The organism is Streptomyces hygroscopicus subsp. hygroscopicus, assembly GCF_030269125.1.
GTDB lineage: Bacteria > Actinomycetota > Actinomycetes > Streptomycetales > Streptomycetaceae > Streptomyces > Streptomyces hygroscopicus_C.
Window position 1 is genome coordinate 382757 of the sequence record NZ_BSSM01000002.1, and the last position, 25589, is coordinate 408345.

General features: G+C 73.5%; 23 protein-coding genes. 13 read left to right on the forward strand and 10 right to left on the reverse strand.

Going from position 1 to position 25589, the window contains the following annotated elements; genetic code table 11:
• Nucleotides 1-274 precede the first annotated feature (274 nt).
• Nucleotides 275-1651, forward strand: a complete 1377-nt coding sequence (locus QSK45_RS06200; protein ID WP_285554038.1) for a cysteine desulfurase/sulfurtransferase TusA family protein — start codon at nucleotides 275-277, stop codon at nucleotides 1649-1651.
• Nucleotides 1652-1660: 9 nt separating this feature from the next.
• Here the strand turns inward: QSK45_RS06200 and QSK45_RS06205 are convergent, their stop codons facing one another.
• Entirely contained in the window at nucleotides 1661-2635 is a 975-nt protein-coding gene (locus tag QSK45_RS06205) for a carbohydrate kinase family protein (protein WP_285554040.1), read from the reverse strand.
• Nucleotides 2636-2765: 130 nt separating this feature from the next.
• On the opposite strand from QSK45_RS06205, the gene QSK45_RS06210 reads away from it, so the two are divergent.
• On the forward strand, nucleotides 2766-3002 hold the full coding sequence (locus QSK45_RS06210; protein ID WP_285554042.1) for a hypothetical protein: 237 nt from the start codon (nucleotides 2766-2768) through the stop codon (nucleotides 3000-3002).
• 110 nt (nucleotides 3003-3112) lie between these two features.
• The gene (locus QSK45_RS06215; protein WP_285554043.1) at nucleotides 3113-4519 is read left to right on the forward strand and encodes a hypothetical protein; all 1407 of its coding nucleotides are present in this window, start codon (nucleotides 3113-3115) and stop codon (nucleotides 4517-4519) included.
• 102 nt (nucleotides 4520-4621) lie between these two features.
• Here QSK45_RS06215 and QSK45_RS06220 read toward each other — a convergent pair whose 3' ends face one another.
• Complete coding sequence (locus QSK45_RS06220; protein ID WP_046421274.1) at nucleotides 4622-4978, reverse strand: iron-sulfur cluster assembly accessory protein; 357 nt, start codon at nucleotides 4976-4978, stop codon at nucleotides 4622-4624.
• A gap of 275 nt (nucleotides 4979-5253) precedes the next feature.
• On the opposite strand from QSK45_RS06220, the gene nadA reads away from it, so the two are divergent.
• On the forward strand, nucleotides 5254-6438 hold the full coding sequence (gene nadA, locus QSK45_RS06225) for a quinolinate synthase NadA (RefSeq protein WP_285554049.1): 1185 nt from the start codon (nucleotides 5254-5256) through the stop codon (nucleotides 6436-6438).
• A 99-nt stretch (nucleotides 6439-6537) separates the two neighbouring features.
• On the opposite strand, the gene QSK45_RS06230 is transcribed toward nadA, so the two are convergent.
• The 5 genes from QSK45_RS06230 to QSK45_RS06250 form a co-directional block, all read right to left on the reverse strand.
• Nucleotides 6538-9639, reverse strand: a complete 3102-nt coding sequence (locus QSK45_RS06230) for an efflux RND transporter permease subunit (RefSeq protein WP_285554051.1) — start codon at nucleotides 9637-9639, stop codon at nucleotides 6538-6540.
• A gap of 221 nt (nucleotides 9640-9860) precedes the next feature.
• Nucleotides 9861-10541: a response regulator gene (locus QSK45_RS06235; RefSeq protein WP_285554053.1), complete on the reverse strand. Its 681-nt coding sequence runs from the start codon at nucleotides 10539-10541 to the stop codon at nucleotides 9861-9863.
• Nucleotides 10538-11821, reverse strand: coding sequence for a sensor histidine kinase (locus tag QSK45_RS06240; RefSeq protein WP_285554055.1), 1284 nt, complete (start codon nucleotides 11819-11821; stop codon nucleotides 10538-10540). The genes QSK45_RS06235 and QSK45_RS06240 overlap by 4 nt, the downstream gene beginning before the upstream one ends.
• Before the next feature lie 178 nt (nucleotides 11822-11999).
• Nucleotides 12000-12278, reverse strand: coding sequence for a PspA-associated protein PspAA (gene pspAA, locus QSK45_RS06245; protein ID WP_285554058.1), 279 nt, complete (start codon nucleotides 12276-12278; stop codon nucleotides 12000-12002).
• Between the two features lie 37 nt (nucleotides 12279-12315).
• A complete protein-coding gene (locus QSK45_RS06250; protein WP_180331421.1) occupies nucleotides 12316-13113 on the reverse strand; it encodes a PspA/IM30 family protein in 798 nt (265 codons plus the stop codon).
• Nucleotides 13114-13403: 290 nt separating this feature from the next.
• Between QSK45_RS06250 and QSK45_RS06255 the strand changes: the two genes are divergently transcribed.
• The 3 genes from QSK45_RS06255 to QSK45_RS06265 all read left to right on the forward strand — a co-directional run bounded on the left by QSK45_RS06255 (nucleotide 13404) and on the right by QSK45_RS06265 (nucleotide 15945).
• Nucleotides 13404-14027: a DUF3043 domain-containing protein gene (locus QSK45_RS06255; protein ID WP_285554061.1), complete on the forward strand. Its 624-nt coding sequence runs from the start codon at nucleotides 13404-13406 to the stop codon at nucleotides 14025-14027.
• Nucleotides 14028-14110: 83 nt separating this feature from the next.
• On the forward strand, nucleotides 14111-14812 hold the full coding sequence (locus QSK45_RS06260) for a class I SAM-dependent methyltransferase (protein ID WP_285554644.1): 702 nt from the start codon (nucleotides 14111-14113) through the stop codon (nucleotides 14810-14812).
• Nucleotides 14813-14868: 56 nt separating this feature from the next.
• A complete protein-coding gene (locus tag QSK45_RS06265; protein WP_285554063.1) occupies nucleotides 14869-15945 on the forward strand; it encodes a S1C family serine protease in 1077 nt (358 codons plus the stop codon).
• A gap of 64 nt (nucleotides 15946-16009) precedes the next feature.
• Here QSK45_RS06265 and QSK45_RS06270 read toward each other — a convergent pair whose 3' ends face one another.
• Complete coding sequence (locus QSK45_RS06270) at nucleotides 16010-16222, reverse strand: hypothetical protein (RefSeq protein ID WP_285554065.1); 213 nt, start codon at nucleotides 16220-16222, stop codon at nucleotides 16010-16012.
• 80 nt (nucleotides 16223-16302) lie between these two features.
• Between QSK45_RS06270 and QSK45_RS06275 the strand changes: the two genes are divergently transcribed.
• A complete protein-coding gene (locus QSK45_RS06275) occupies nucleotides 16303-17505 on the forward strand; it encodes a bifunctional adenosylcobinamide kinase/adenosylcobinamide-phosphate guanylyltransferase (RefSeq protein WP_285554067.1) in 1203 nt (400 codons plus the stop codon).
• Between the two features lie 30 nt (nucleotides 17506-17535).
• Here the strand turns inward: QSK45_RS06275 and QSK45_RS06280 are convergent, their stop codons facing one another.
• Nucleotides 17536-18060 carry a methyltransferase domain-containing protein gene (locus QSK45_RS06280; RefSeq protein ID WP_285554069.1) on the reverse strand — a complete coding sequence of 175 codons (525 nt, stop codon included), beginning with the start codon at nucleotides 18058-18060 and terminating at the stop codon, nucleotides 17536-17538.
• 136 nt (nucleotides 18061-18196) lie between these two features.
• On the opposite strand from QSK45_RS06280, the gene cobT reads away from it, so the two are divergent.
• The 3 genes from cobT (at nucleotide 18197) to QSK45_RS06295 (ending at nucleotide 21950) form a co-directional block, all read left to right on the forward strand.
• Entirely contained in the window at nucleotides 18197-19330 is a 1134-nt protein-coding gene (gene cobT / locus QSK45_RS06285) for a nicotinate-nucleotide--dimethylbenzimidazole phosphoribosyltransferase (RefSeq protein ID WP_285554071.1), read from the forward strand.
• A gap of 73 nt (nucleotides 19331-19403) precedes the next feature.
• Nucleotides 19404-21203, forward strand: coding sequence for a phosphatidylglycerol lysyltransferase domain-containing protein (locus QSK45_RS06290; RefSeq protein ID WP_285554073.1), 1800 nt, complete (start codon nucleotides 19404-19406; stop codon nucleotides 21201-21203).
• 24 nt (nucleotides 21204-21227) lie between these two features.
• Complete coding sequence (locus QSK45_RS06295; RefSeq protein ID WP_285554075.1) at nucleotides 21228-21950, forward strand: hypothetical protein; 723 nt, start codon at nucleotides 21228-21230, stop codon at nucleotides 21948-21950.
• On the opposite strand, the gene QSK45_RS06300 is transcribed toward QSK45_RS06295, so the two are convergent.
• Nucleotides 21887-22654, reverse strand: coding sequence for a hypothetical protein (locus QSK45_RS06300; protein WP_285554076.1), 768 nt, complete (start codon nucleotides 22652-22654; stop codon nucleotides 21887-21889). The two genes, QSK45_RS06295 and QSK45_RS06300, sit on opposite strands and share 64 nt — an antisense overlap.
• Before the next feature lie 64 nt (nucleotides 22655-22718).
• On the opposite strand from QSK45_RS06300, the gene QSK45_RS06305 reads away from it, so the two are divergent.
• Nucleotides 22719-23540 carry an adenosylcobinamide-GDP ribazoletransferase gene (locus tag QSK45_RS06305; RefSeq protein WP_285554078.1) on the forward strand — a complete coding sequence of 274 codons (822 nt, stop codon included), beginning with the start codon at nucleotides 22719-22721 and terminating at the stop codon, nucleotides 23538-23540.
• A 283-nt stretch (nucleotides 23541-23823) separates the two neighbouring features.
• Nucleotides 23824-25359 (forward strand): leucyl aminopeptidase, encoded by a 1536-nt coding sequence (locus QSK45_RS06310; RefSeq protein ID WP_285554079.1) that lies wholly within the window; start codon nucleotides 23824-23826, stop codon nucleotides 25357-25359.
• Nucleotides 25360-25589 lie beyond the last annotated feature (230 nt).

Below are 25589 nucleotides of genomic sequence, written 5' to 3' on the forward strand. Positions count from 1 at the left end.
TGGTCGGTCGCCGCCCTGCGTCGGGCAGGGGTTTGGATGTTTATGCGGACCAAACCCTAGCCGACGCCCTCCGGGGGTTCGCGGGGAGGGGGGCATACGCGTGGCGCCTCACTCAGTTGGGGTGCGAATGGGCGCCTATTGGCTCGGGTTGTGGGGGTTTGGAGGGCGGGCGCGGGTGGGTGGCGGTCCTTCGCCTCCCCCGGCGGAACAGGTGCCGGACACGGCCCCGCGCCCCTGGGGCCGGCGCGGGCCGCCGGCGTTCTACCGTTGCTGTGTGGCCTACTTCGACGCAGCCTCCGCCGCTCCCCTCCACCCCGTTGCCCGTCAGGCCCTGTTGGCCGCCCTGGACGACGGTTGGGCCGATCCCGCGCGCCTGTACCGGGAGGGGCGCAAGGCGCGCATGCTGCTGGACGCGGCGCGGGAGGCGGCCGCGGAGGCGGTCGGGTGCCGGGCGGACGAGGTGGTGTTCACCTCCTCGGGGACGCGGGCCGTACACACGGGTGTCGCGGGGGCGTTGGCCGGAAGGCGGCGCGTCGGACGTCACCTGATCGTGTCAGCGGTCGAACACTCCTCTGTCCTCCATTCGGCGGAGGTGTTCGAGGCGGAGGGCGGGTCGGTGACCCAGGTGCCGGTGCACCGGACGGGCGCCGTGTCCCCCTCGGACTACGCGTCCGCGCTGCGTGCCGACACCGCGCTGGCCGTGCTCCAGTCGGCCAACCACGAGGTGGGCACCGTGCAGCCGGTGGCCGAGGTGGCCGAGGTCTGCCGGGCGGCCGGGGTGCCGCTGCTGGTGGACGCGGCGCAGTCGCTGGGCTGGGGGCCCGTCGAGGGCGACTGGTCGCTGCTCGCCGCCAGCGCGCACAAGTGGGGCGGTCCTTCGGGTGCCGGGCTGCTCGTCGTGCGCAAGGGGGTCCGGTTCGCGGCCCAAGGCCCCGCGGACGAGCGGGAGTCGGGGCGGGCGCCCGGGTTCGAGAACATCCCGGCCATCGTGGCGGCGGTCGCCTCGCTGCGCGCGGTACGCGCCGGGGCCGCCGAGGAGTCGGTCCGGCTGCGGGGACTGACGGAGCGGATCCGGGCGCGGGTGCCGCGGCTGGTGCCGGACGTGGAGGTGGTGGGCGATCCGGAGCGGCGGCTGCCGGGGATCGTCACCTTCTCCTGTCTCTATGTCGACGGGGAGACCCTGCTGCACGAGCTGGACCGCGAGGGCTTCGCCGTCTCCTCGGGCTCCTCCTGCACCAGCAGCACCCTGACGCCCAGCCACGTCCTGAAGGCCATGGGTGTGCTCAGCGAGGGCAACGTCCGCGTGTCGCTGCCGCCGGGCACGGCCGAGGAGGACGTGGAGCGCTTCCTGGCCGTGCTGCCGGGTGTCGTCCGCGCGGTACGGGACAAGCTGGGCGCGCCCACCCCTCACACGGTCGCCGAGCCGGGCGCCCTGGTCGTCGACGCCCTCGGCAAGCGCTGCCCCGTCCCGGTCATCGAACTGGCCAAGGTGTTCCCCGGCGTCCCGGTGGGCGGGACCGTCCGCGTCCTCTCGGACGACGAGGCGGCCCGCCTGGACATCCCGGCGTGGTGCGCGATGCGGGGGCAGGAGTACGTGGGCGAGGAACCGGCGGATCGCGGAACGGCCTACCTGGTCCGCCGGCTCGGCTGACCGGCGGCCTCAGCGCAGGTGCGTCCTGACCTCTTCGCCGGCCTCGTCGCCGTACGCCTTCACGAACCGCTCCATGAAGTGCCCGCGCCGCAGCTGGTACTCCTGCGTGCCCACCGTCTCGATGACGAGCGTCGCGAGCATGCAGCCCACCTGGGCGGCCCGCTCCAGCGGGACGCCCCACGCGAGGCCCGACAGGAAACCCGCGCGGAAGGCGTCGCCGACGCCCGTGGGGTCGGCCTTCTGCTCCTCCTCCGCGCAGCCGACCTCGATCGGGTCCTCGCCGACCCGCTCGATCCGCACGCCCCGCGAACCGAGCGTGGTCACCCGGTGCCCGACCTTCGCGAGGATCTCCTCGTCGGTGAGCCCGGTCTTCGTCTGGATGAGGCCCTTCTCGTACTCGTTCGAGAACAGGTACGTCGCGCCCTCCAGCAGGATCCGGATCTCCTCGCCCTCCATCCGGGCGATCTGCTGGGAGAAGTCCGCGGCGAACGGGATCGAACGGGACCGGCACTCCTCCGTGTGGCGGAGCATCGCCTCGGGGTCGTCGGCGCCGATCAGCACCAGGTCGAGGCCGCCCACCCGGTCGGCGACCGTCTTCAGCTCGATCAGCCGGGCCTCGCTCATCGCGCCGGTGTAGAAGGAGCCGATCTGGTTGTGGTCGGCGTCGGTGGTGCACACGAAGCGCGCGGTGTGCAGGGTGTCGGAGATCCGCACCGAGTCGGTGTCGACGCCGTGCCGGTCGAGCCAGCTCCGGTACTCGTCGAAGTCGAAACCGGCCGCGCCGACCAGGATCGGCCGGGTGCCGAGCTGGCCCATCCCGAAGGCGATGTTCGCGGCGACACCGCCGCGGCGCACGTCGAGGTTGTCGACGAGGAAGGAGAGCGAAACGGTGTGCAGCTGGTCCGCGACGAGCTGGTCGGCGAACCGACCGGGGAAGGTCATGAGGTGGTCGGTGGCGATGGAGCCGGTGACTGCGATGCGCACGACGGGGAATCTCCTGCGGGAGGCTGGGTTGACAGTTCACGCTACCCGGTCAGGGGGCGACGCTGTAGTTGACGAAACTACCCGATAGTAGATCTTTCTTCGCAGCCTCGACCGTGCCTACGGTTCCGTCATGACGAACCCCAACGGCTCCTCGTCCGCCGAATCCGGCGCTCCCGTCCCCCCCGCCCCGGGCGATCTCGAGGGCGACCTCGCCACCCTGCGCGGCGACTGCGCCCGGATGGCCCAGCGCTGGCCGGCGCCCGCGCGCTCGGCCTCCCGCCCGGTGCCGCCGTCCCGCATCCGCAAGGTGTCCGTGTCGAAGCGTTCCGTCCGGCTGCTCGACGGGATGTCCGACTACGGGGACTGACCCCGCTCACCCGTACGGCGCAGGCGCGGGAACCTCCCGCCCGGCTCCCCCGTCCCACCGTCGTCCCCCGCGCGGGGCACACGGAGCACGAACCGGCGAGGAGCGATGCGGTGAACACGGAGCGGCCTGAGAACACGGGGGGAGTCCCCGAGGTGCCGGACGAGCGGGGGGCGGGGCGGTCCAGGCGGCGCTCGCGCGCCGTCGTCCTCTCCGCCGCGGCCGCCGTCCTGCTGGTCGGCGGCGGTGGCGCGTACGTCGCGGCGAGCGATGCCGCGGGCGTTCACGCGACCCCCGCCGTGTCGGACGGCACCACTCCCCCGCCGCTCCCCCTCGACGACCGGCCGGACCCCCACGGCGCCCACTACGTGGCACGGGGCGAGCTGCCGAAGGGGCCCGGGTCGGCGCCGGTGTACGGGCCGGGGGCCGAGGTCGGCGAGGACCAGGTGGTCCGGCTGGCCAAGGCGCTCGGGGTGACCGGGACGCCCGTGGCCGAGGGGCGCGGCTGGCGGATCGGCGGCAAGGACGGTTCGGGCCCGACCCTCCGGGTGAACCGGGACGCGCCGGGCAGCTGGACTTTCAGCCGGTACGCGCCGGGCACGGACGACTGCCGGAAGGGCCCCCTGTGCGCGACCGGCCCGGTGGGGCCGACCGGGGCGCCGGTGAGCGAGGCGGCGGCCGAGAAGGCGGCGGCGCCCGTGCTGGCGGCGGCCGGGCTGGACGGCGCGAAGACCGACGCGAGCCAGGTCATGGGGCAGCAGCGGGTGGTGACCGCCGACCCGGTGGTGGGCGGGCTGCCCACGACGGGCTGGACGACCGGGCTGACGATCGGCGGGCAGGGCGAACTCGTGGGCGGCCACGGCATGCTGTCGACGCCGGTGAAGGGGGCGACGTACCCCGTCCTCGGCGCGGAGAAGACCCTCGCGCTGATGAACGCGGCGCCGAAGGACGACCACCGGATGGGTCCCGGGGGCTGTGCGGCTCCGGGGCGGTTCGCGACACGGCTGGACCAGCCGTGCGGACCGGCTTCCGGGGGTGCCGGTGCGACGGTCGAGGTGGACAGGGCGGTGTTCGGGCTGGCCGCGCACCCGGTCGGCGGGCGAGCGACCCTGGTGCCCTCCTGGCTGTTCGAGACGCGGGGGCGGGGAACGGTGTCGTACCCGGCGGTCGATCCCCGCTACCTGACGTCCTCGTCGCCCTCCGCCGCGCCGACGGCCCCCGGCGGCCGGGTGAAGGTGAACGGCTACACGGCCGACGGCCGCAACCTGACCGTGGGCTTCTACGGCGGCCTGTGCGCCGACTACACGGTGGCGGCCCGGGAGAGCGCCACCCGGGTGACGGTCACGGTCACCGAGCACCGGCAGGAGGGCAGGATCTGCCCGATGATCGCCAAGGAGTTCGTCCGGACCGTCCGCCTGAAGGCGCCGGTGGACGGCCGGACGGTGGTCGGCGCGGACGGCGCCCGCATCCCGCGGGCGAAGCCGGGCGCGCTGCGGCCGTCGCGGACGTCCACCCGGTAGGCACGGGTACGGCTTCCCGCCGGTGCGGGACACGACGGAGGCGGCGGCCCCGCTCGTGGGGGCCGCCGCCTCAGTCCCGCTTCATCGGCTCAGCGCGAAGGCTCAGCTGAAGGAGTCGCCGCAGGCGCAGGAGCCGGTCGCGTTCGGGTTGTCGATCGTGAAGCCCTGCTTCTCGATCGTGTCCACGAAGTCGACGGTGGCGCCGCCCAGGTACGGGGCGCTCATGCGGTCGGTGACGACCTTGACGCCGCCGAAGTCCTTCTCCACGTCGCCGTCGAGCGAGCGCTCGTCGAAGAACAGCTGGTAGCGCAGGCCGGAGCAGCCGCCGGGCTGGACGGCGACGCGCAGCGCGAGGTCGTCGCGGCCTTCCTGGTCGAGCAGGGCCTTGACCTTGGCCGCGGCGGCGTCGGTCAGGATGATGCCGTCGCTGACGGTTGTGGTCTCGTCCGATACGGACATCTACATCTCTCCCGGGTTGTACGGAGACTGCTTGCCGACGAGTGCAACCGGCGCTTCCGCGGATTCATTCCGGGCCGGGCGTCACGTGGTCGCGATTTTGCCTTCTGCCTCTTCATGCTCGCATACGGCCGCGGAGGCGCACAGCGGCCCGCGGGGGGATCCGGGCGCCGGACCGGGATTCACGTCACATGGACGCGATGGCCCATCGTCAAACTGACGTGAAGCGTTTATGATAGATAGCGTCAGATCGACGAGAAATAGAAAGGGTGCGTGCCGTGACCACCGCCCAGACCCCGGAGCTCGACGTACAGCCGACTCCGCTCGCCCTGTTGCTGCTCGGCCGCGAGGCCGACCCGAAGAGCGAGCGGGGTGTCGAGTGCCCCGGTGATCTGCCCTCGCCGTCCGACCCCGCCCTGGTGGAGCGCGCCCGCGCCGCCAAGGAGAAGCTCGGCGACAAGGTCTTCGTGCTCGGTCACCACTACCAGCGCGACGAGGTGATCCAGTTCGCCGACGTCACGGGCGACTCCTTCAAGCTGGCCCGGGACGCGGCCGCGCGCCCGGAGGCCGAGTACATCGTCTTCTGCGGTGTGCACTTCATGGCCGAGTCGGCGGACATCCTCACCTCCGACGACCAGAAGGTGGTCCTGCCCGACCTGGCGGCCGGCTGCTCCATGGCCGACATGGCGACGGCGGAGCAGGTGGCGGAGTGCTGGGACGTGCTGACGGAGGCCGGGATAGCCGACCAGGTCGTCCCGGTGTCGTACATGAACTCCTCGGCCGACATCAAGGCCTTCACCGGCAAGCACGGCGGCACCATCTGCACCTCGTCCAACGCCAAGCGCGCGCTGGACTGGGCGTTCGAGCAGGGTGAGAAGGTCCTCTTCCTGCCCGACCAGCACCTCGGCCGCAACACCGCCGTGCGCGACATGGGCATGTCCCTGGACGACTGCGTCGTCTACAACCCGCACAAGCCGAACGGCGGCCTGACCGCGGACGAGCTGCGCGCGGCGAAGATGATCCTGTGGCGCGGCCACTGCTCGGTCCACGGCCGCTTCAGCCTCGACTCCGTCAACGACGTGCGGGCCCGCATCCCCGGCGTGAACGTCCTGGTGCACCCGGAGTGCAAGCACGAGGTCGTGGCCGCGGCGGACTACGTCGGCTCCACGGAGTACATCATCAAGGCCCTGGAGGCGGCCCCCGCCGGCTCGAAGTGGGCGATCGGCACGGAGCTGAACCTCGTCCGCCGCCTCGCGGACCGCTTCGCCCCCGAGGGCAAGGAAATCGTCTTCCTCGACCGCACGGTCTGCTTCTGCTCCACCATGAACCGCATCGACCTCCCCCACCTGGTCTGGGCGCTGGAATCCCTCGCCGAGGGCAACCTGGTCAACCAGATCCAGGTCGACCGGGAGACGGAGGCGTTCGCGAAGCTGGCGCTGGAGCGGATGCTGGCGCTGCCGTAGCCGCGTCGTCCGGTACGGAATCACCGAGGGGCGCCTCCGAAGGCTCGGAGGCGCCCCTCGACGCGTGCGGCGTCGCCGGACCCGGGCCGGGTCCGGCTGTCAGACCCGGGCCGGGGCCGGCTCCGCCGGGGCCGGCGGCTGGTGCCTGGCCGCCTTCTTCTTCGCCCGGCGTTCCTTGCGCAGTTCCAGCATCGCGTAGAGCGTCGGGACCAGGAGCAGGGTCAGCAGAGTGGAGCTGATCAGGCCGCCGATCACCACGACCGCCAGCGGCTGGGCGATGAAGCCGCCCTCGCCCGTGACGCCCAGGGCCATCGGCAGGAGGGCGAAGATCGTGGCCAGGGCGGTCATCAGGATCGGGCGGAGGCGGTGGCGACCGCCCTCGATCACGGCCTCGACCACGCCGTGGCCCTGGGACCGGTACTGGTTGATCAGGTCGATCAGCACGATGGCGTTGGTGACCACGATGCCGATCAGCATCAGCATGCCGATCATGGCGGGGACGCCCATCGGGGTGCCCGTGACGATCAGCAGGCCGAGGGCGCCCGTCGCCGCGAAGGGGACGGAGACCAGGAGGATCAGCGGCTGCGCCAGGGAGCGGAAGGTGGCGACCAGGAGCATGAAGACGATCGCGATCGCGGCCAGCATGGCGAGGCCGAGGTTCTTGAAGGCGTCGTTCTGGTCCGAGGTGACACCGCCGATCTGGGCCTCGGCGCCCGCGGGGAGCCTCAGGGCCTTGATCTTCGACTGGAGCCGGGTGCTGACCGCGCCCGTGTTGTCGCCGGTCGGCCTGGCCGTGATCGTGGCGGCCCGCCGGCCGTCGATCCGGGTCAGCGACACCGGGCCGTCCACCAGCTTCACCGTGGCGATGTCGCCGAGCTTCACCGGGCCGAGCCGCAGGTTCCTCAGCTGGGCCACGGTCGTGGCGGGCTCGGCCGACTTGATGACGACATCGCGCTCGGTGTCGTCGAGCGTCGCCTTCGCCGCCGTCGTACCGCGCACCGCCTGAGCCACCGCCGCGCCGAGCGTCTGGTTGTCGAAGCCGGCCGCGGCCGCCTTGGCGCCCGCCGTCACCGAGATCCGCGGCACGCTGGTCGCGAGGTCACTGGTGACGTCGGTGACGCCGTCGAGCCCGGCCACGGTGGAGCGGACCTGCTCGGCCGCCGTGCGCAGCACGCCCGGGTCGCCCGCCTTCACCACGACGCTGAGTTTCTGGCTGCCGAAGCCGTCGCCGGCCGACACCGTGGTCGTACCGATGCCCTTGAGGTGCTTCAGGCCGTCCTCCAGGTGCTTCTGCACGCTGTCGTACGACGTCGAGTCCTTCAGCATCACCTGGTAGGACGCCTGGTTGGTGTCCGTGCCGCCGCCGAAGGCCGCCATGAACCCGGAGGAGCCGACGGTGACCTGGTAGTCCTTGACGCCCTCGGTGGAGGCGAGCAGCTTCTCGACCTTCTTGGCCTGCGCGTCGGTGGCCGCCAGGCTGGTGCCGGGCCTCAGCTCCTGCTTGACCGTGATGACCTCCTGCTCGCCCTGGTCGAAGAAGTTCGTCTTGAGCAGCCCGGACATGCCGAAGGTGACCACCAGGACGACGAGCGCGATGAGCACGCTGGTGAGGCGGCGGCGCGTCGCGAAGCGCAGCACGGGGACGTAGGCGCGCTGGAGACGGCTGTTCGCCTCCCTCTCCTCGGCCCTGCGGCGGGCCTCCGCCGCGTCCTCGGGGGTGCCCTTGGGGGCACGCAGGAACCAGTACGACAGGACGGGTACGACCGTCAGCGACACCAGCAGCGAGGCCAGCAGGGCCGCCGTCACCGTGATGCTGAACGAGCCGAACAACGCGCCCACCATGCCGCCGACCAGGCCGATCGGCAGGAACACCGCGACCGTGGTCAGAGTGGAGGAGGTGACCGCGCCGGCCACCTCGCGCACCGCGTCGATGATCGCCGCCCGGCGCTCCTCGCCGTAGCCGAGGTGCCGCTTGATGTTCTCCAGGACCACGATCGAGTCGTCCACGACCCGGCCGATCGCGATGGTCAGCGCGCCCAGCGTGAGCATGTTCAGGGACAGGCCGTCGGTCCACAGCACGATCAGCGCGAGGACGACGGACAGCGGGATGGACACCGCGGTGACCATCGTCGAGCGCAGCGACGCGAGGAAGAGCAGGATGACCAGGACCGCGAAGAGCAGACCGAGCGCGCCCTCGGTGGTCAGGCCCTTGATGGACTTGGAGACCGCCGGGCCCTGGTCGCTGACGACGGTCAGCTTCGCGCCGGCACCGAGCTGCGCCCGCAGGTCGGGCAGCTTGTCCTTGACCGCGTCGGAGATGGTGACCGCGCTGCCGTCGTGGTCCATGGTCACGTTGACGGCGAGGCTGGGCCTGCCGTCGGTGCGGGTGAGGGAGTCGGCCGGGGCCGGCTGCTCCTCGACGGTGGCCACGTCACCCAGGCGTACGGGCTTGCGGGCGCCCTTTCCGGTGACGGCGAGGTCCTTGATCTGCTCCAGCGTGGTGAAGCCGCCGCCGACCTGGACGGTGCGGTTGGCGCCGTTCTCGTCGAACGAGCCGGCCGGGACGCTCGCGCCGCCCGCCTGGAGCGCACGGGCGAGGGCGGCGGGGGTGAGGCCGTCCCGCGCGAGCGCGGCGTTGTCGGGGGTGACGGCGACCTGGAGGTCGCGGACGCCGGTGACCTGGACGCGGCCGACGCCGTCGACGTCCTTCAGGGCCGGTACGACCGTCTTGTCGAGCTGGTCCGCGAGGGCCTGCTGGTCCTTGTCCGAGCTGGCGGCGAGCACGACGGTCGGCATGTCGTCGGTGGAGCCGGAGACCACCTGCGGGTCGACGCCGGCCGGCAGCTGGTTGCGGGCCCGGTTCACGGCCTGCTGCACGTCCGAGACGATCTGCTTGGTGTCGTTGCCGTAGTCGAAGGACGCCATGATCACGGCGTTGCCCTCGCCCGCGGTGGAGGTGACCGAGGTGACGCCGTCGACGCCCTGGAGGCCGTTCTCGATCGGCTCGACCACCTGCTTCTCGACCGCGTCGGGCGCGGCGCCCTGGTACGGCGCGATCACCGACACCATGGGCAGGTCGATGGTGGGCAGCAGTTGCTGTTTGATCTGGGGGATGGCTATCGCCCCGAAGACCAGGGCGACGATCGAGACGAGCCCGACGAGGGCCCGTTGGGCGAGGCTGAACCTGGACAGCCAGGACATGGGTGAGGGTCTCTCTTCTGTGAGCGTCAGAAGCGCTTCCGGTCACGGAGGGCCCCCTGAGGGTTCCGCTGGGGGTCCACGAAGGCCCCGGAGAAGCGACGGCGGACGCGCAGGAGCGTCCACCCCACCACCCTCGGCCATCCGGGCGGCCCGGACCGTAGGCCCCAGGTCCCGTTTCCTTACCCGGCTCCTACTCCGCGCGCAGTACACGCGGGTGGAGATCAGTCCGTCCGCGGACGGACCAGCCCGGACTCGTACGCGATGACGACGAGCTGGGCCCGGTCGCGCGCGCCGAGCTTGGCCATGGACCGGTTGACGTGTGTCTTCACCGTCAGCGGGCTGACCGCGAGGCGCTCGGCGATCTCGTCGTTGGAGTGGCCGCCCGCGACCTGGACGAGCACCTCGCGCTCGCGCCCGGTGAGCGCGTCGAGCCGCTCGGAGCGTACGGGGGCGCGGCCGTCGTCCCCGTCGCCCTGGGCGAGGAAGCGGGCGATCAGCCCCTTGGTGGCGGCCGGGGACAGCAGGGCGTCGCCGCCCGCGGCGATCCGGATGGCGCTGAGCAGTTCCTCCGGTTCGCTGCCCTTGCCGAGGAAGCCGGAGGCGCCGGCGCGCAGCGACTGCACCACGTAGTCGTCCACCTCGAAGGTGGTCAGGATGACCACGCGGACGTGCGCGAGATCGGCGTCCTCGCTGATCAGGCGGGTGGCGGCGAGGCCGTCGGTGCCGGGCATGCGGATGTCCATGAGGACGACGTCGGCGTGCCGCTCCTTGGCCAGCAGGACCGCCTGCGCGCCGTCGGCGGCCTCCCCCACCACCTCCATGTCCGGCTCGGAGTCGACCAGCACCCGGAACGCGCTGCGCAGCAGGGCCTGGTCGTCGGCGAGCAGGACGCGGATGGTCATGCGGGGTCTCCCGGGGCGGTCGTCGTACGACGGTCGGTGGGGGTGGCGGTGCGGGTGCCGACCGGCAGGATCGCATGGACGCGGAAACCGCCGCCGTAGCGGGGCCCGGTGGTGAGGGCGCCGCCGAGGGCGCTGACGCGCTCGCGCATGCCGAGGAGGCCGTGGCCGCCGCCGGTCCCCGGGTCGGGGTCCGGGGTGGCGTCGGGGGCGGGGTCGGGGACGGGGGGTTCGCCGGAGCCGTCGTCCACGACGGTGATCTCGATGTCCGAGCCGACGCGTACGACGCTCACCTCGGCCCTGGCGCCCGCGCCCGCGTGCTTGCGCACGTTGGTCAGGGCCTCCTGGACGATCCGGTAGGCCGCGAGGTCCACGGCCGCGGGGAGGCGGGTGCCCTGGTCGGCGCGGGCGACCTCCACCGGGAGGCCGGAGCTGCGGAAGGTGCCGGCCAGCTCTTCGAGGAGGCTGAGACCGGGGGCGGGCTCGGTGGGGGCCGCCGGGTCGCCGGACTGGCGGAGCAGGCCCACGGTCGCGCGCAGTTCGTTCAGCGCGCTGCGGCTGGCCTCGCGGACGTGCGCGAGGGCCTCCTTGGCCTGGTCGGGGCGCTTGTCCATGACGTGGGCGGCGACGCCGGCCTGCACGTTGACCAGGGCGATGTGGTGGGCGACGACGTCGTGCAGGTCGCGGGCGATGCGCAGGCGCTCCTCGGCGACCCTGCGGCGGGCCTCCTCCTCCCTCGTGCGCTCCGCGCGCTCGGCGCGCTCCCTGATGGCCTGGACGACGGCCCGGCGGCTGCGGACCGCGTCGCCCGCGGTGGCGCCGATGCCGGTCCAGGCGAGGATGCCCAGGTTCTCCTGCGCGTACCAGGGCAGGGGGCCGGCGAGCATCGCGGCGGCCGTCAGCACGGTCATGGTGAGCAGGCCGACACGGAAGGTGGTGGTGCGGTCCGTGGTGGAGGCGACGGTGTACAGGGCGATGACCGCGGACATCGTGACGGGGGCGCGCGGGTCGCCGGTGACGCACTCCACGACGGAGAGCGTGCCGGTGAGGGCGAGGACGGTACGGGGGGCGCGGCGGCGGAAGACGAGGGTGCCGGCGGCGAGGAGCATCAGCAGGAGGCTCAGGAGGCCGGGGGTGCGGGTGCCCCAGGTGACGCCGTCACCGTTCTGGGGGGCGACGAAGGAACCGGCGACCATGCACACGAGCACGGCCGCGGCGAGGGAGGCGTCAAGGGCGAGGGGGTGGGCCTTGAGCTCGCAGCGGGCGCGTTCGAGAGTGGTCACGGGAGGAACAGTACGGTGGCCCGTCGCGGGCCCGCGGTCGCGCGGCGGCGGACTCCGAGCCGCCGGGCGTCAGGACGCGCGGCGGAGCGCGGGCGTCCCGCGCCGCCCGGTGTACCCCGAGAGTCGCCCCCGGACCCGCCCGGTGTCCCCGAGCCGGTCCCGGGCGCCCGGTGCGGGATCAGTCCGGGATCAGCCCCTCCTCGCCGAGCATCGTCCGGACCTCGTCCAGCGACGCGTCCGGCGCCGGGAGGATCAGGTCCGAGGGTTCCAGCTCGTCGTCGGCGAGCGGCGTCCCGAGCCGGCGGACGGCGTCGAGGAGGGTGCCGAGGGTACGCCTGAAGCCCTCGGCGTCCCCGCTCTCCGTCTCGGCCAGCAGTTCGTCGTCCAGCTTGTTCAGCTCCGCGAAGTGGGAGTCGTCCAGCCTGACCTGGCCCTCCCCCATGATCCGTACGATCACGTCGGCCTCCTCGGCTCGTCCCCCGGCGGCGCCCCGCTTACTGCTTGTCGAAACGGGGGGTGTCCTGCGGCTGCTGCTGGGCCTGGGACTGGCCCTGCCCGGTGCCGCCCTCGATGGCCTGCTGCTGGGTGCCTCCGGCCAGTTCGGCCTTCATGCGCTGCAGCTCCAGCTCTACATCACTACCACCGGAGAGCCGGTCCAGCTCGGCCGCGATGTCGTCCTTGGCCATGCCGGTCGGGTCGTCCAGGGCACCGGAGGCGAGCAGTTCGTCGATCGCGCCGGCGCGGGCCTGGAGCTGCTGGGTCTTGTCCTCGGCGCGCTGGATCGCGAGGCCGACGTCGCCCATCTCCTCGGAGATGCCGGAGAAGGCCTCGCCGATGCGGGTCTGGGCCTGGGCGGCGGTGTAGGTGGCCTTGATGGTCTCCTTCTTGGTACGGAAGGCGTCCACCTTGGCCTGGAGGCGCTGGGCCGCCAGGGTGAGCTTCTCCTCCTCGCCCTGGAGGGTGGCGTGCTGGGTCTCCAGGTCGGTCACCTGCTGCTGGAGCGCGGCACGCCGGGACAGCGCCTCGCGGGCCAGGTCCTCGCGGCCGAGCGCGAGCGCCTTGCGGCCCTGGTCCTCCAGCTTCCCGGACTGCTGCTGCAACTGGTTGAGCTGGAGTTCCAGGCGCTTGCGGCTGGTCGCCACGTCGGCGACGCCGCGGCGCACCTTCTGGAGCAGCTCAAGCTGCTTCTGGTACGAGTAATCGAGGGTCTCGCGCGGGTCCTCGGCCCGGTCAAGGGCCTTGTTCGCCTTCGCGCGGAAGATCATCCCCATACGCTTCATGACACCGCTCATGGGCTTCGCGCGCCCCCTTCTGACGGAACTCCGGCTCACCGATCCTGCGACAAGACCCACAGTACGGGCCCTGCCTCCATTACCGCACTGTCCGGGGCGTGATGCGCTCATCCCCGAGGACGACTGCGGAGAGTGCCGCTCCGGCGCAGGGAGGAGGCGGTCCCTCACCCGGACCCCGATCCGCCCCCGATCCGCCCCCGGTCCGACCCCGCCCGACCCCGCCGCAACGCCCCCTCCGTGTCGTACAGACGCCCGGTGTTGCCGGATCGTTCCCGGGCGGGCTGGGGTCCATGCCTCGGATGCCCTTACCCTTGGTCTTTGTGTTCCGTAGCCGTGCCAAGGAAGAGAAGCCCCAGGCCGACAAGCCGGTGAACTTCTCCAAGCAGCCCCGTGACCCGCAGGCCCCCAAGGGCAGGCCCACGCCCAAGCGCAGTGAGGCCCAGTCCCAGCGCCGCAGCGTCGCCAACACGCCCACGACGCGAAAGGACGCCGCCAAGCGGCAGCGCGAGGAGCGCCGCCAGGCGTTGCAGCGGCAGCGCGAGGCGCTGGCCGGCGGCGACGAGCGCTACCTGCCGGCCCGTGACAAGGGGCCGGTCCGCAGGTTCGCCCGTGACTGGGTGGACTCGCGGTTCAACGTGGCGGAGTTCTTCCTGCCGCTCGCCATCGTGATCCTCGTGCTCAGCGTGGTGCGGGTGCCCTCGATCCAGAACATCGCACTGCTGCTGTGGGCCGCGGTGATCGTCCTCATCGTGGTGGACGCCGCCGTCAGCGGGTTCCGTCTGAAGAAGCGCCTCAAGGAGCGCTTCCCGGACGGCAACACCCGCGGCGCGGTGGCCTACGCCCTGATGCGTTCGCTCCAGATGCGTCGGCTCCGCCTGCCGAAGCCGCAGGTCAAGCGCGGAGAGCGGCCCTGAGCGCAGACGCTTTCACCGGGGGTGCGGCGCACTCCTGGCTGGACAAGGTGGGCAGGCTCCGGGATGTCGTACGCCAGGAACTGGTGGCGCGGCAGCTGGACGAGCAGATAGCCGGGCGGTTCCCGGTCGGGCGGCGGCTGCGGGTGCTCGACGTGGGGATCGGCCAGGGCACCCAGGCCCTGCGCCTGGCCCGGCTCGGCCATCAGGTGACCGGCGTCGAGCAGGATCCGGTGATGGTCGCGGCGGCGCGCGAGGCGCTGGCCCGGGAGCCGGAGGGCATCCGGGAGCGGGTGCGACTGGTGCAGGGCGACGGCCGGGACACCGGGGTGCACTTCCTGCCGGGCAGCTTCGACCTGGTGCTGTGCCATGGCGTGCTGATGTACGTCGAGGAACCCGACCCGCTGGTGGCGGGCCTGGCGCGGATGCTGGCCCCGGGCGGGCTGCTCTCGCTGCTGGTGCGCAACGGCGACGCGCTCGCCATGCGGCCCGGCCTCGCCGGCGACCCGGCGGGCGCGCTGGCCGCCTTCGACACCACCGCCTACACCAACCGCCTCGGCCTGAACGTCCGGGCCGACCGGCTGTCCGAACTCACCGCCACCCTCGCGGGCATCGCCGCCCCGCTGCACGCCTGGTACGGCGTGCGGGTCTTCACGGACCTGGCGGCGGACGACGCGCCGCTGCCGGACGACCTGGAGACGCTGCTCGCGGCCGAGGAACGGGCCGGCCGCACGGACCCCTATCGCGGGGTCGCGGCGTTGCTGCACCTGTGCGGGGTACGGGGCTGAGCCCGATCGGGGCAACAGGGCGGGCCCGCTGATCACCGCGCGGCCAGACTCGGGGCATGGACGCTTCCCGTACCCCTGTCCTGTGCCGGCTGCTCCCGGCCGTCCTGCTGGTGTGCTGTACGGCGCTCACCGCCGCCTGCGAGGGTCCCGGCACCCCGGGCGCGGTGGCGCGGTCCACGGCGGCGACCGGTCCGGCGACCGTGCCGATGGCCGCGGAGGATCTCCAGGGCGCGTACCAGCGGGTGATCAAGCAGGTCCTGCCCTCGGTCGTGCAGATCGAGGCGAGCCGTGACCTGGGCTCCGGGATCGTGTACGACGACCGGGGGCACATCGTCACCAACGCGCACGTGGTCGGCGACGAGAAGACCTTCCGGGTGACCACGGCGGGCAGCGAGGAGCCGCTCACCGCGAGCCTGGTCTACTCCTACCCCCAGCAGGACCTCGCCGTGATCAAGCTGGACCGGGTGCCCGACGGGCTGCGGGCCGCGGTGTTCGCGGACTCCGAGAAGGTGGAGGTCGGCCAGATCGTGCTGGCCATGGGCTCGCCGCTCGGACTGTCGTCCAGCGTGACGCAGGGGATCGTCTCGGCGACCGGGCGGACCGTCAGCGAGAGCGGCGGCAACGGGGGCACCGGCGCGACGATCGCCAACATGGTGCAGACCTCGGCCGCGATCAACCCGGGTAACAGCGGGGGCGCCCTGGTCAACCTGGAGGGGCAGGTCATCGGCATCCCGACGCTGGCGGCGGCCGACCCCAGTCTGGGCAACGCGGCGGCCGGGATCGGGTTCGCCATCCCCGCGTCGATGGCGCGGACCATCGCCGGTCAGATCGTGCGCGAGGGCCGGGTCGTGGACTCGGGGCGGGCCGCGCTCGGCATCACCGGGCGGACCGTGGTGGACGACCGCCTCCAGCCGGCCGGGGTCGCCATCGCGAGCATCCGGAGCGGGGGCCCGGCGGCGCGGGCGGGCCTGCGCACCGGCGACATCATCACCGGGGTGGGCCGGCAGTCCATCACCACCATCACCTCGCTCCAGGAGGCCCTCGCGTCCGAGCAGCCCGGCCGGCGGACGACGGTGACCTACCAGCGGGACGGGGCGGAGCACACGGCCGAGGTGACGCTGGGCGAGCAGTGAGGATGAGGAGGGGTACGGCCTTCCGGGTGCCCGGACTCCCTGGGCGCGCCCCTCCTCACCGGGGTCAGGAGGCGTCGGCGTGCAGGCTCATCGGGCCGTAGATCTCGGTGGTCTCCTCGAACAGCCGTACCTGGTCGGCGCCGCCCTCCAGCAGGGCGCGCCAGTGCTCCCCCACCCAGGACTCGGCGTCCCCCTGGGTGCTGAACTCCTCGGGCTGCACGGCCGGCTGGACCTCCGTCCCGTCGGCCTTCTCGAACCGCCACGTCCATGCCGTCATACGGGCCTCCTTGTGATCAGACACGTGCTGGAAGAGTAGACGGAAGCGCAATACCCGATCGGACAGGCGAAAATCGTTCCGTGGAAGTGACTCTGCTCGGTACCGGTGCCCCCGCCGGACTCCCCCGTCCCGACTGCCCCTGTGCCGCCTGCGCGACGGCGCTGGGTCCTGACGCGCGGGCGGCTACCGCGCTGCTGGTGGACGGCGCCCTGCTGCTCGACCTCACCCCGGGCGCGGCCTTCGCGGCGGCGCGGGCCGGGCATTCGCTGGGCGGGGTGCGCCAGGTGCTGCTGTCCCATCCGCACGACGGCCCCCCGGTGGAGGTGCCGGCCGGGCTGCCGCATCCGGTGCGGGTGCCGGACGGGCGGGAGCTGGCGCTGCTGACGGGGCATCGGGTGCGGGCGGTGGCGACGGACGCCGGCGGCACGGGGTACGCGGTGACCGGTCCGGACGGGCAGCGGCTGCTGTACCTGCCGCCGGGCGGGGCACCGGCGGGGCTGGAGACGGCGACCGCGGACTCGTACCACATGGTCCTCGCGGACGTCGTCGGACGCCCGGACGCGCTGGCCCGGCTGCGGGCGGTCGGCTCCGTCGGGCCCACGACGGATGTGATCGCGGTCCATCTCGACCACGACGTGCCGCCCGGCGGTGAGGTGCGGCGGCGGCTCGCGGCGGCGGGGGCGCGGGCCGTGCCGGACGGTACGACGCTGGTGGTCGGCGCGTACGAGGAGGTGCCGGACGTGCCGCGGCGGACACTGGTGCTCGGCGGGGCGCGCTCGGGGAAGTCCGTGGAGGCGGAGCGGCGGCTGGAGTCCTTCCCCGACGTGCTGTACGTGGCGACCGGCGGGACGCGGGGCGGGGACACCGAGTGGGCGGCGCGGGTGGCGGCGCACCGGGAGCGGCGGCCGGGGTCGTGGCGTACGTCCGAGACGACGGACCTGGTGCCGGTGCTCGCGCAGGACGGGCCGCCGGTGCTGATCGACTGTCTGTCGCTGTGGCTGACGGACGTGATGGACGAGGTCGGGGCGTGGGACGACGCGGAGTGGGCGGGCGGGGGCGAGAAGTCCCTGCGGGAGCGGGTGCGGGAGTTGACGGAGGCGGTCCGCCGCACGCGGCGGACGGTGGTGGCCGTGTCCAACGAGGTGGGCTCGGGGATCGTTCCGGCCACGGCGTCCGGACGCCGGTACCGGGATGAACTGGGGCGGCTGAACGCGGCGTTCGCGTCGGAGTGCGAGCAGGTCCTGCTGATCGTGGCGGGCCAGGCGGTGGTGCTGCGGGGGTGAGGGCGCCGCGCGGCGGGCGACGGGCCGCGGTCAGACGACGTCCCTGCGGGCCACGATCCGGTGGTGGTGGAGGAACGGGATCGGGCGCGCGCCGCCGAGGACCGTGCAGGCCCGGACGTCCACGTCGGCCGGCGACCAGCCGTGGCCCAGGATCACATGGCCGCCGGGGCGTACGACCGTGAAGGCGGCCGCGAGTTCGGCGGCCGGGGCGGAGGCCGGGGGCCCGAAGAGGCTCACCACGTCGTAGCGGGAGCGCAGGCGGGTCACCACGCCCGGTGTCGTCAGGTGGCCGCGGTGGGCCTCCTCCACCCGGCCCTCCGCCAGCGCACGCGCCACGCGGTCCGTCGGGTCCAGACCGTCGAAGCTGGTGTAGGGGAAGAACCGCTTCGCCGCCTCCGGGAAGCGGCCGTCGCCCGTGCCCACGTCCAGCCATGCCTCCGGTTCGGGGAGTGCCGACAGCGCGCGGGCGGTCAGCCGGTGCCGGAGGTTCTCCACGTGGCTTTCGTAGAAGCCTCGTTGGAGGAGGGCGCGCCAGGTGAGGGGCGAGGTCGGCATGGACGGCGGCTCCCTGTGTGACATTCCGCGGCAAAACGGAACGTATGGGATGCCGATCTCGGGCGCAACGACATCGCCGCGTCGTGGTGGCGATGTGACGCGGAGGCGTTCGCCCGCTGGCGGTACTGTTCGGCGAATGAGCAGGCTTAATCTGGACGACTTCACCGATCTGATCGAGCGCCCGGACGGGGGCGTGCGCCGTGACGCCGAGGCCCGGCGGGAGCGCCAGATCGTGCCGCCGGGGGCGCTGGGGCGCCTGGACGAGCTGGGCGAGTGGCTGGCCGCCGCGCAGAGCGCCGTACCGGTGCGGACCGTCGAACGGCCGCGGCTGGTCCTCTTCGCCGGCGACCACGGCATCGCCGAACTGGACGTCTCCGCGCGGCCCGCGGGCGGCGCCGGACAACTGGTGCGCGACGTGCTGGAGGGCGCGAGCCCCGCCGCGGTGCTCGCCCGCCGGCTCCAGGTGCCGGTGCGGGTCGTGGACATGGCCCTGGACTGCGAACCGGACACCTTCCCCGAGGAGGTCGGGCGCCACCGGGTGCGGCGCGGCAGCGGCCGTATCGACATCGAGGACGCGCTCACCCTGGACGAGGCGGAGGCCGCGCTGCGGGCCGGGATCGCGGTGGCCGACGAGGAGGCCGACTCCGGTACGGACCTCGTGGTGCTCGGCGATGTCAGCGTGGGCGGCACCACCGCGGCGGCGGTGCTGGTCGCGGCGCTGTGCGGGACCGACGCCTCGGTGGTGACCGGGCGGGGCGGCCACGCGATCGACGACCTGGCGTGGATGCGCAAGTGCGCGGCGATCCGGGACGCGCTGCGCCGGGCACGGCCGGTGCTCGGCGACCAGACGCAGCTGCTGGCGACGGTCGGCGGGGCGGACCTCGCGGCGATGACCGGGTTCCTGTTGCAGTGCGCGGTGCGGAAGCTGCCGGTGATCCTGGACGGCGTGGTGAGCGCGGCGTGCGCGCTGGTGGCGCAGCGGGTCGCGTTCCGCGCGCCGGACTGGTGGCTGGCGGCGCACGACAGCGGGGAGCCGGGGCAGGCGAAGGCGTTGGACCGGATGGCCCTGGAACCGCTGCTGGAGCAGGGTGTGAAGGTCGGCGAGGGCCTCGGCGCGCTGCTGGCCCTGCCCCTGGTGCAGGCCGCGGCGGCACTGGCCGCGGAGGTGCCGGAGCGGCCGGAGGCCGGGAAGGAGCCCGGCGCCGAGGAGGACCCGGGGACCGAGAGGGAGCCGGGGACCGAGGAGGAGCGGGACGCCGGGAAGGAGTAGCCGGCGGAACACGGACGGCCCAAAGAGGCGATAAGGGCGGTTCGTTCGGGCAACCCCCATATGATCCAGACCCATGGGAGATGCCCGAATCGCCGTCCCGCCCCCGCACGTCGAGGCGGAACGGCCGACCGAGGTCGGGCGGCGGGCCGGCGGGGCGTCACGGAGGGCCGCCGCCTTCGCCGTCTGGTATCTGCGGGTCGTCGCGTTCATCAACTTCCTCACCGCGGTGTGGGTCTCGCTGTACCAGGACGTGCGCCGGCACAACCAGGACGACTTCTTCACGCCCTACCTGCTGACCGCCGGCTTCGCCTCCGGCGTGTTCACCGCGTTCCTGGCGATCACCATGCGGCGCCGCAAACGCGCGGCGTGGATCCTCAACCTCGCGCTCAGCGGCGTCTTCCTCGCGCTGTTCGCGTTCGCCATGGCGTTCCCGGAGGTCCACCGGTACGCGCAGAACTGGGTGTCGCTGGTGCTGACGGCCGCGTTCGTCGGCGCGCTGCTGGTGGGGCGGCGGGAGTTCTACGCCAAGGGCGACCGGTCCAACCCCCGGCTCGCGGCCACCGTCGCCGTCGGCGGCGGGGCGGCCGCCAGCCTGCTGGCCGCGCTGCTGGTGACGGTCACCAACCAGGCGCCGGACGCCGCCCGTTCGACGTTCCCGGAACGCTGGCACTACGGCACCCTGCGCCTGGTATCCGTCTCCGCCGACGAGCGCCACTTCCCCGGCATCACCCCGCCCACCTGGGCCAACGTGGCCATCAACGTGCTCGGTACGGCCCTGGTCCTCGCCGTGTTCTACGCCGCCTTCCGCTCCCGGCGCGCCGTGGACCCGCTCACCGCGGACGACGAGAAGCGGCTGCGGGGCCTGCTGGAGCGGCACGGCGAGCGGGACTCGCTGGGCTACTTCGCGCTGCGCCGGGAGAAGAGCGTGGTGTGGTCGCCGACCGGCAAGGCGGCCGTCGCCTACCGCGTGGTCGGCGGGGTCAGCCTCGCCTCCGGCGATCCGCTCGGGGACCCGGAGGCCTGGCCGGGCGCGATCGTGCCGTGGCTCGCGAAGGCGCGGGCGCACGGGTGGATCCCCGCGGTGATGGGGGCGAGCGAGGAGGCGGGCACCGTCTACCACCGGCACGGCCTGGACGCCCTCGAACTCGGGGACGAGGCGATCGTGGAGGTCGCCGACTTCACCCTGGAGGGGCGGGCGATGCGCACCGTGCGGCAGGCGTACAACCGCGTGCGGCGCGCGGGGTACGAGGTGCGCGTCCGGCGCCACGAGGACATCCCGGCGGCCGAGATGGCGCTGCTCGTCGAGCGCGCCGACGACTGGCGGGACGGGGCGACCGAGCGCGGGTTCAGCATGGCGCTCGGGCGGCTCGGGGACCCCGAGGACGGCCGGTGCGTGATGCTGGAGTGCACGGACGCCGAGGGCCGGCCGCGCGCACTGCTGTCCTTCGTGCCGTGGGGGCCGAACGGGCTGTCGCTGGATCTGATGCGGCGCGACCGGGACTCCGAGAACGGCCTGATGGAGTTCATGGTCCTCGAACTGCTGCGCCGCGCCGGGGAACTCGGGATCACCCAGGTCTCGCTGAACTTCGCGATGTTCCGCTCGGTCTTCGAACGGGGCGCGCGGCTCGGCGCCGGGCCGGTGCTCCGGCTGTGGCGGTCGCTGCTCAGCTTCTTCTCCCGCTGGTGGCAGATCGAGTCCCTGTACCGCGCCAACGCCAAGTACCGGCCCATCTGGGAGCCGCGCTTCCTGTGCTTCGAGAAGAGCGCCGACCTGCCGCGCATCGGGCTGGCCGGCGCGCGGGCGGAGGGCTTCCTGGAGGCGCCGGGACTGCCCAAGTGGCTGCACCGCGGGCGCCTGGGGGCACACCGGTGACCGTGGCGGGGTAGGGAATTCCGCATGGGATCGCTCGCCCGCTGGGCCCGCGCCGAGTGGGGACCGCTGTACGGCACCGTGCGCGGGCCCCTGCTCAGGCCGCGCCCGCGGGCGATGCCCATGACCGCGGTGGCGGTGGCCCTGACCGCGCTGCTCCAGTTCGTGCAGAACCGGCCGTGGGGCTTCCGGCTGGTGCAGAACCTCGGCGCGGTGCGGGCCGAGGACCCCCTGTGGCTGGGCCTGCTGCGCACCCCCCTGTCGCTGTTCGTACCCGCCCTGGATCTGCCGGTGTGGGGGGCGCTGGCCCAGATCCTGTTCGTGTTCGGGATCGCCGAACTGTGCCTGGGCTGGTGGCGGACGCTGGTCATCGCCTACCTCGCCACGCTCGCCGGGACCCTGTACGCGCGCCTCGGCATCACCCTCGGCGCGCACGCCCCCTTCGGGCTGCCGTGGACGGACGCGCAGGTGGTGGACACCGGCCCGTCCGCGGCCGTGGTGGGCCTCGCGGTGTTCGTGGCCTGGCGGTACGGCGCGTACGCCACGACGGGCGCGGTGACGGTGGCGATGGTCGCGGAGGTGCTGCTCAAGGAGAACCTGGCGGGCAAGGAGCACCTGGCCGCGCTGATGGCGGTGGGCGCGCTGTGCCTGGCGGTGGCGGTACGGCACGGGTCGTACGGCCTGCCTCAGCGGCGGCCGCCGGGCAGCCGGGCCGGGCCCGGGTCGGGTCTGCCGCCGATCCAGTCCTGAAGGGCGCGGCCGCGGGGGGTCCAGCGACGGTCGTGGCGGTAGGCGCGCAGGGTGGCCCGAGCGCGGGTGCGGGGGCGGCGGCCGTAGAAGCGGCGGGCCCACAGCGAGTCGGGGCGGGCCAGGCGGAGCGCGCCGACCAGCGCGACCAGCGGCACGATCGCGCCGAACACGGCGGTGCGGACCTTGCCCTTGCTCAGGGCGATCAGGGACAGCACGAAGTCGGCGGCGATGTTGGCGATGACCGTGCCCCGGCCGGCGAGTTCCTCCTGGCTCAGGTCGTTGACGCCGAACGGCGCGAACCCGGCGAGCAGCAGGCCCACGAGGGCGGCGGTGAGCACGACGGCCTCGACGCTCTTGCGGCCCTCCTCGGTCCAGTACACGTCGGCCAGGTGCAGGATCAGCGCGAACTCGTCCAGGACCAAGCCCGCGCCGATTCCGAACACCACGGCGGCCACCGCCCCGCCGGCGCCGTGCCGGTCGCTGGCGACGGCGCCGAAGCCGCCGACGACGGTGAGCACGACCCCGGGGACGACGTGGTGGATGTGCAGGCCGCCCGCGCTGACGTTGCGGAACGGCCCCCTGCCGGCCCGGATCAGACGGGTGATCACCCGGGTGACGACGAAGGTCAGGACGAACGCGGTGAGGGCGAGCAGCAGCGGAAGCTTGCCCGGTTCGACGATGTTCCGCACCCACCAGTGCCCCATGTGCGCACTTTATCCCTGACGCCCGGCCGACGGCGGGCGGGCGCGTGCCGGGTAACCTGCGCCGGTGCGCACGTCCTCCCCGCCCTCCCCCGCCTCCCCGGCCTCCCCGGCCTCCCCGCTCGACGGCCTCCGGTTCGCCTTCGGCACGCTCACCGTGCTGCCCGTACGGGTGCACCGCTGGGACCGCGCCGCCGCGCGCGGGGGGATGCTCGCCGCCGGCCTCGTCGGCCTGGTCGCGGGCGTCCTCTCGGCCGGTCTGGGGCTGGTACTGCTCTTCCTCGGCGCGGGCCCGCTGCTCGCCGCCGTCGGCTCGGTCGCCGTACCCGCCGTGCTCACCCGCGGGCTGCACCTGGACGGGCTCGCCGACACCGCCGACGGGCTGGGCAGCGGCAAGCCGGCCGAGGAGGCACTGCGCATCATGAAGCGGTCGGACATCGGGCCGTTCGGGGTGCTCACCCTCGTCCTGGTGCTGCTGGCCCAGGTGGCCGTGCTGGCGCAGGTGTACGACGACGCGTGGGCGCGGGGTGCCGCGGCGGCGGTGACCGCCGCGGTGAGCGCCCGGCTCGCGCTGACCCTGGCCGCCCGCAGCGGGGTGCCGGCCGCGCGGCCCGAGGGGCTCGGGGCGGCCGTCGCCGGGGTGGTGCCGGTGCCGGGCGCGCTCGCGCTCGCCGCCCTGTGCGCCGCGGGCGCCGCCGCCTGGGGCGCCGGGTCCGGCCCGCAGGGCGCGCTGCGCGGCGCCGCCGCGGTGCTGTTCGCGCTCGGCGCCGCCGAACTCCTGCTGCGCCGCTGCGTGCGCCGTTTCGGCGGGGTGACGGGGGACGTGTTCGGCGCGCTCGCGGAGACGGCCGCGACGGCGGCCCTCGTGGTGCTGGCCCTCGGACACTGACCGACCGGCCACGCAACTCCCTTGTGCAAACGGGTACTTGGCGGTGAAGGGGGAGGCGACCTGCCAGGCCCCGGCGGGTGGAGCAGGCCACCGCGCCACGCACGGGTGAACACCCGCAGACATGAGCGAAGGGGGGCACGCGCGTACCCTCGTCCCGGGTGTTCGCCTACAAGGCGAGGCCCCCCGGTTGCCACCTGCCCCCAGACCCGGACCTAGGGTCGGCTGTCGGGCCCGGTCGACCCACCCCACAGCAACTTCACATCGGAAGCGAGAACTCACCACCGTGACTGCTCTGACTCTCAGCACCGCCGCGGCGCCCGGCCTGCGGGCCGACGCGATCGTGATCGGTGTCGCCAAGGGTGCCAAGGGACCCGTCGTCGCACCGGGCGCCGAGGCCGTGGACAAGGCGTACGACGGCGGGCTGGCCGGCGTCCTGGAGACCCTCGGCGCCTCGGGTGCCGAGGGCGAGCTGACGAAGCTGCCCGCCCCGGCGGGCTTCAAGGCCCCGCTCGTGGTGGCGGTGGGCCTGGGCACGGAGCCCGACGCCGAGGGCGGTTTCGACGCCGAGGCGCTGCGCAAGGCCGCGGGTACGGCGGCGCGGGCGCTCGCCGGCGCCAAGAAGGCCGCGTTCGCGCTGCCCGTGGACGGCGCCGGCGCGCTGGAGGCCATCGGCGAGGGCGTGCTCCTCGGCGCGTACTCCTTCGACGCGTACAAGGAGAACGGCGGCCAGGCGAAGGGTGCCCGCGCGAAGAACGGCAAGGCGCCGCTGGGTGAGGCCGCGCTGCTCGGCGGCAAGCCGCGCGACGCCGCCCACAAGGGTGCCGTCGCCCGCGCCGTCGCGGTCGGCGAGGAGCTGAACCGCGCCCGCGACCTCGTCAACACCCCGCCGAACGACCTCACCCCCGACAGCTTCGCCCGGATCGTGCAGGCGGCGGCCAAGGAGCACGGCCTCAAGGTGCAGGTGCTCGACGAGAAGGCGCTGACCAAGGGCGGCTACGGCGGCATCCTCGGCGTCGGCGGCGGCTCGGCGGCGGCCCCGCGCCTGGTCAAGGTGGCGTACACGCACCCGGACGCGGAGCGGCACCTCGCCTTCGTCGGCAAGGGCATCACCTACGACTCGGGCGGCATCTCCCTGAAGCCGGCCGGTCACAACGAGACGATGAAGTGCGACATGGCGGGTGCCGCCGCGGTCTTCGCGGCCGTCGTCGCCGCGGCCCGGCTCGGCCTGGAGGCGAACGTCACCGGCTGGCTGGCGCTGGCCGAGAACATGCCGTCCGGCTCGGCGGTGCGCCCGGGTGACGTGCTGCGCATGTACAGCGGCAAGACGGTGGAGGTGCTCAACACCGACGCGGAGGGCCGGCTGGTGCTCGCCGACGCGCTGTGGGCGGCCTCGCAGGAGGAGCCGGACGCGATCGTGGACGTCGCGACGCTCACCGGCGCGATGATGGTGGCCCTGGGCAGCCGGACGCTGGGTGTCCTGGCCAACGACGACGCGTTCCGCACCACGGTGTACGAGGCCGCGGAGGAGACCGGCGAGCCGGCGTGGCCCATGCCGATGCCGGAGCACCTGACCAAGGGCCTGGAGTCCCAGGTCGCCGACATGACCAACGTCGGCGAGCGCTGGGGCGGCGGCCTGCTGGCCGGCCTCTTCCTGCGCGAGTTCGTGGGCGAGGGCATCTCGTGGGCGCACCTGGACATCGCCGGCCCGGCGTTCAACGAGGGCGCTCCCTTCGGGTACACGCCGAAGGGCGGCACCGGGACCGCGGTGCGTACGCTGGTCCGCCTCGCGGAGCTGACCGCGGAGGGTGAGCTGGGCTGACGCCCGCCTCGACGGCGCGGCCGTACCGCTCGTGGTGCGGCTTCGGGGGCGCGGGGGCCGTTCGCACGGTTCTCCGCGCCCCTTTCGGGTGCTGGAGTGGGACGTCTCACACACCAGCCCGGCGTCTCGTCGGCCTCCAACAAGTGCAAAGATGGAGCCCGGCAGGACAGGGCCCCCACCGAAGGGCCGAAGCATCAAGCGGCCGGACACCAGCCGCCCGCCGGTCATCG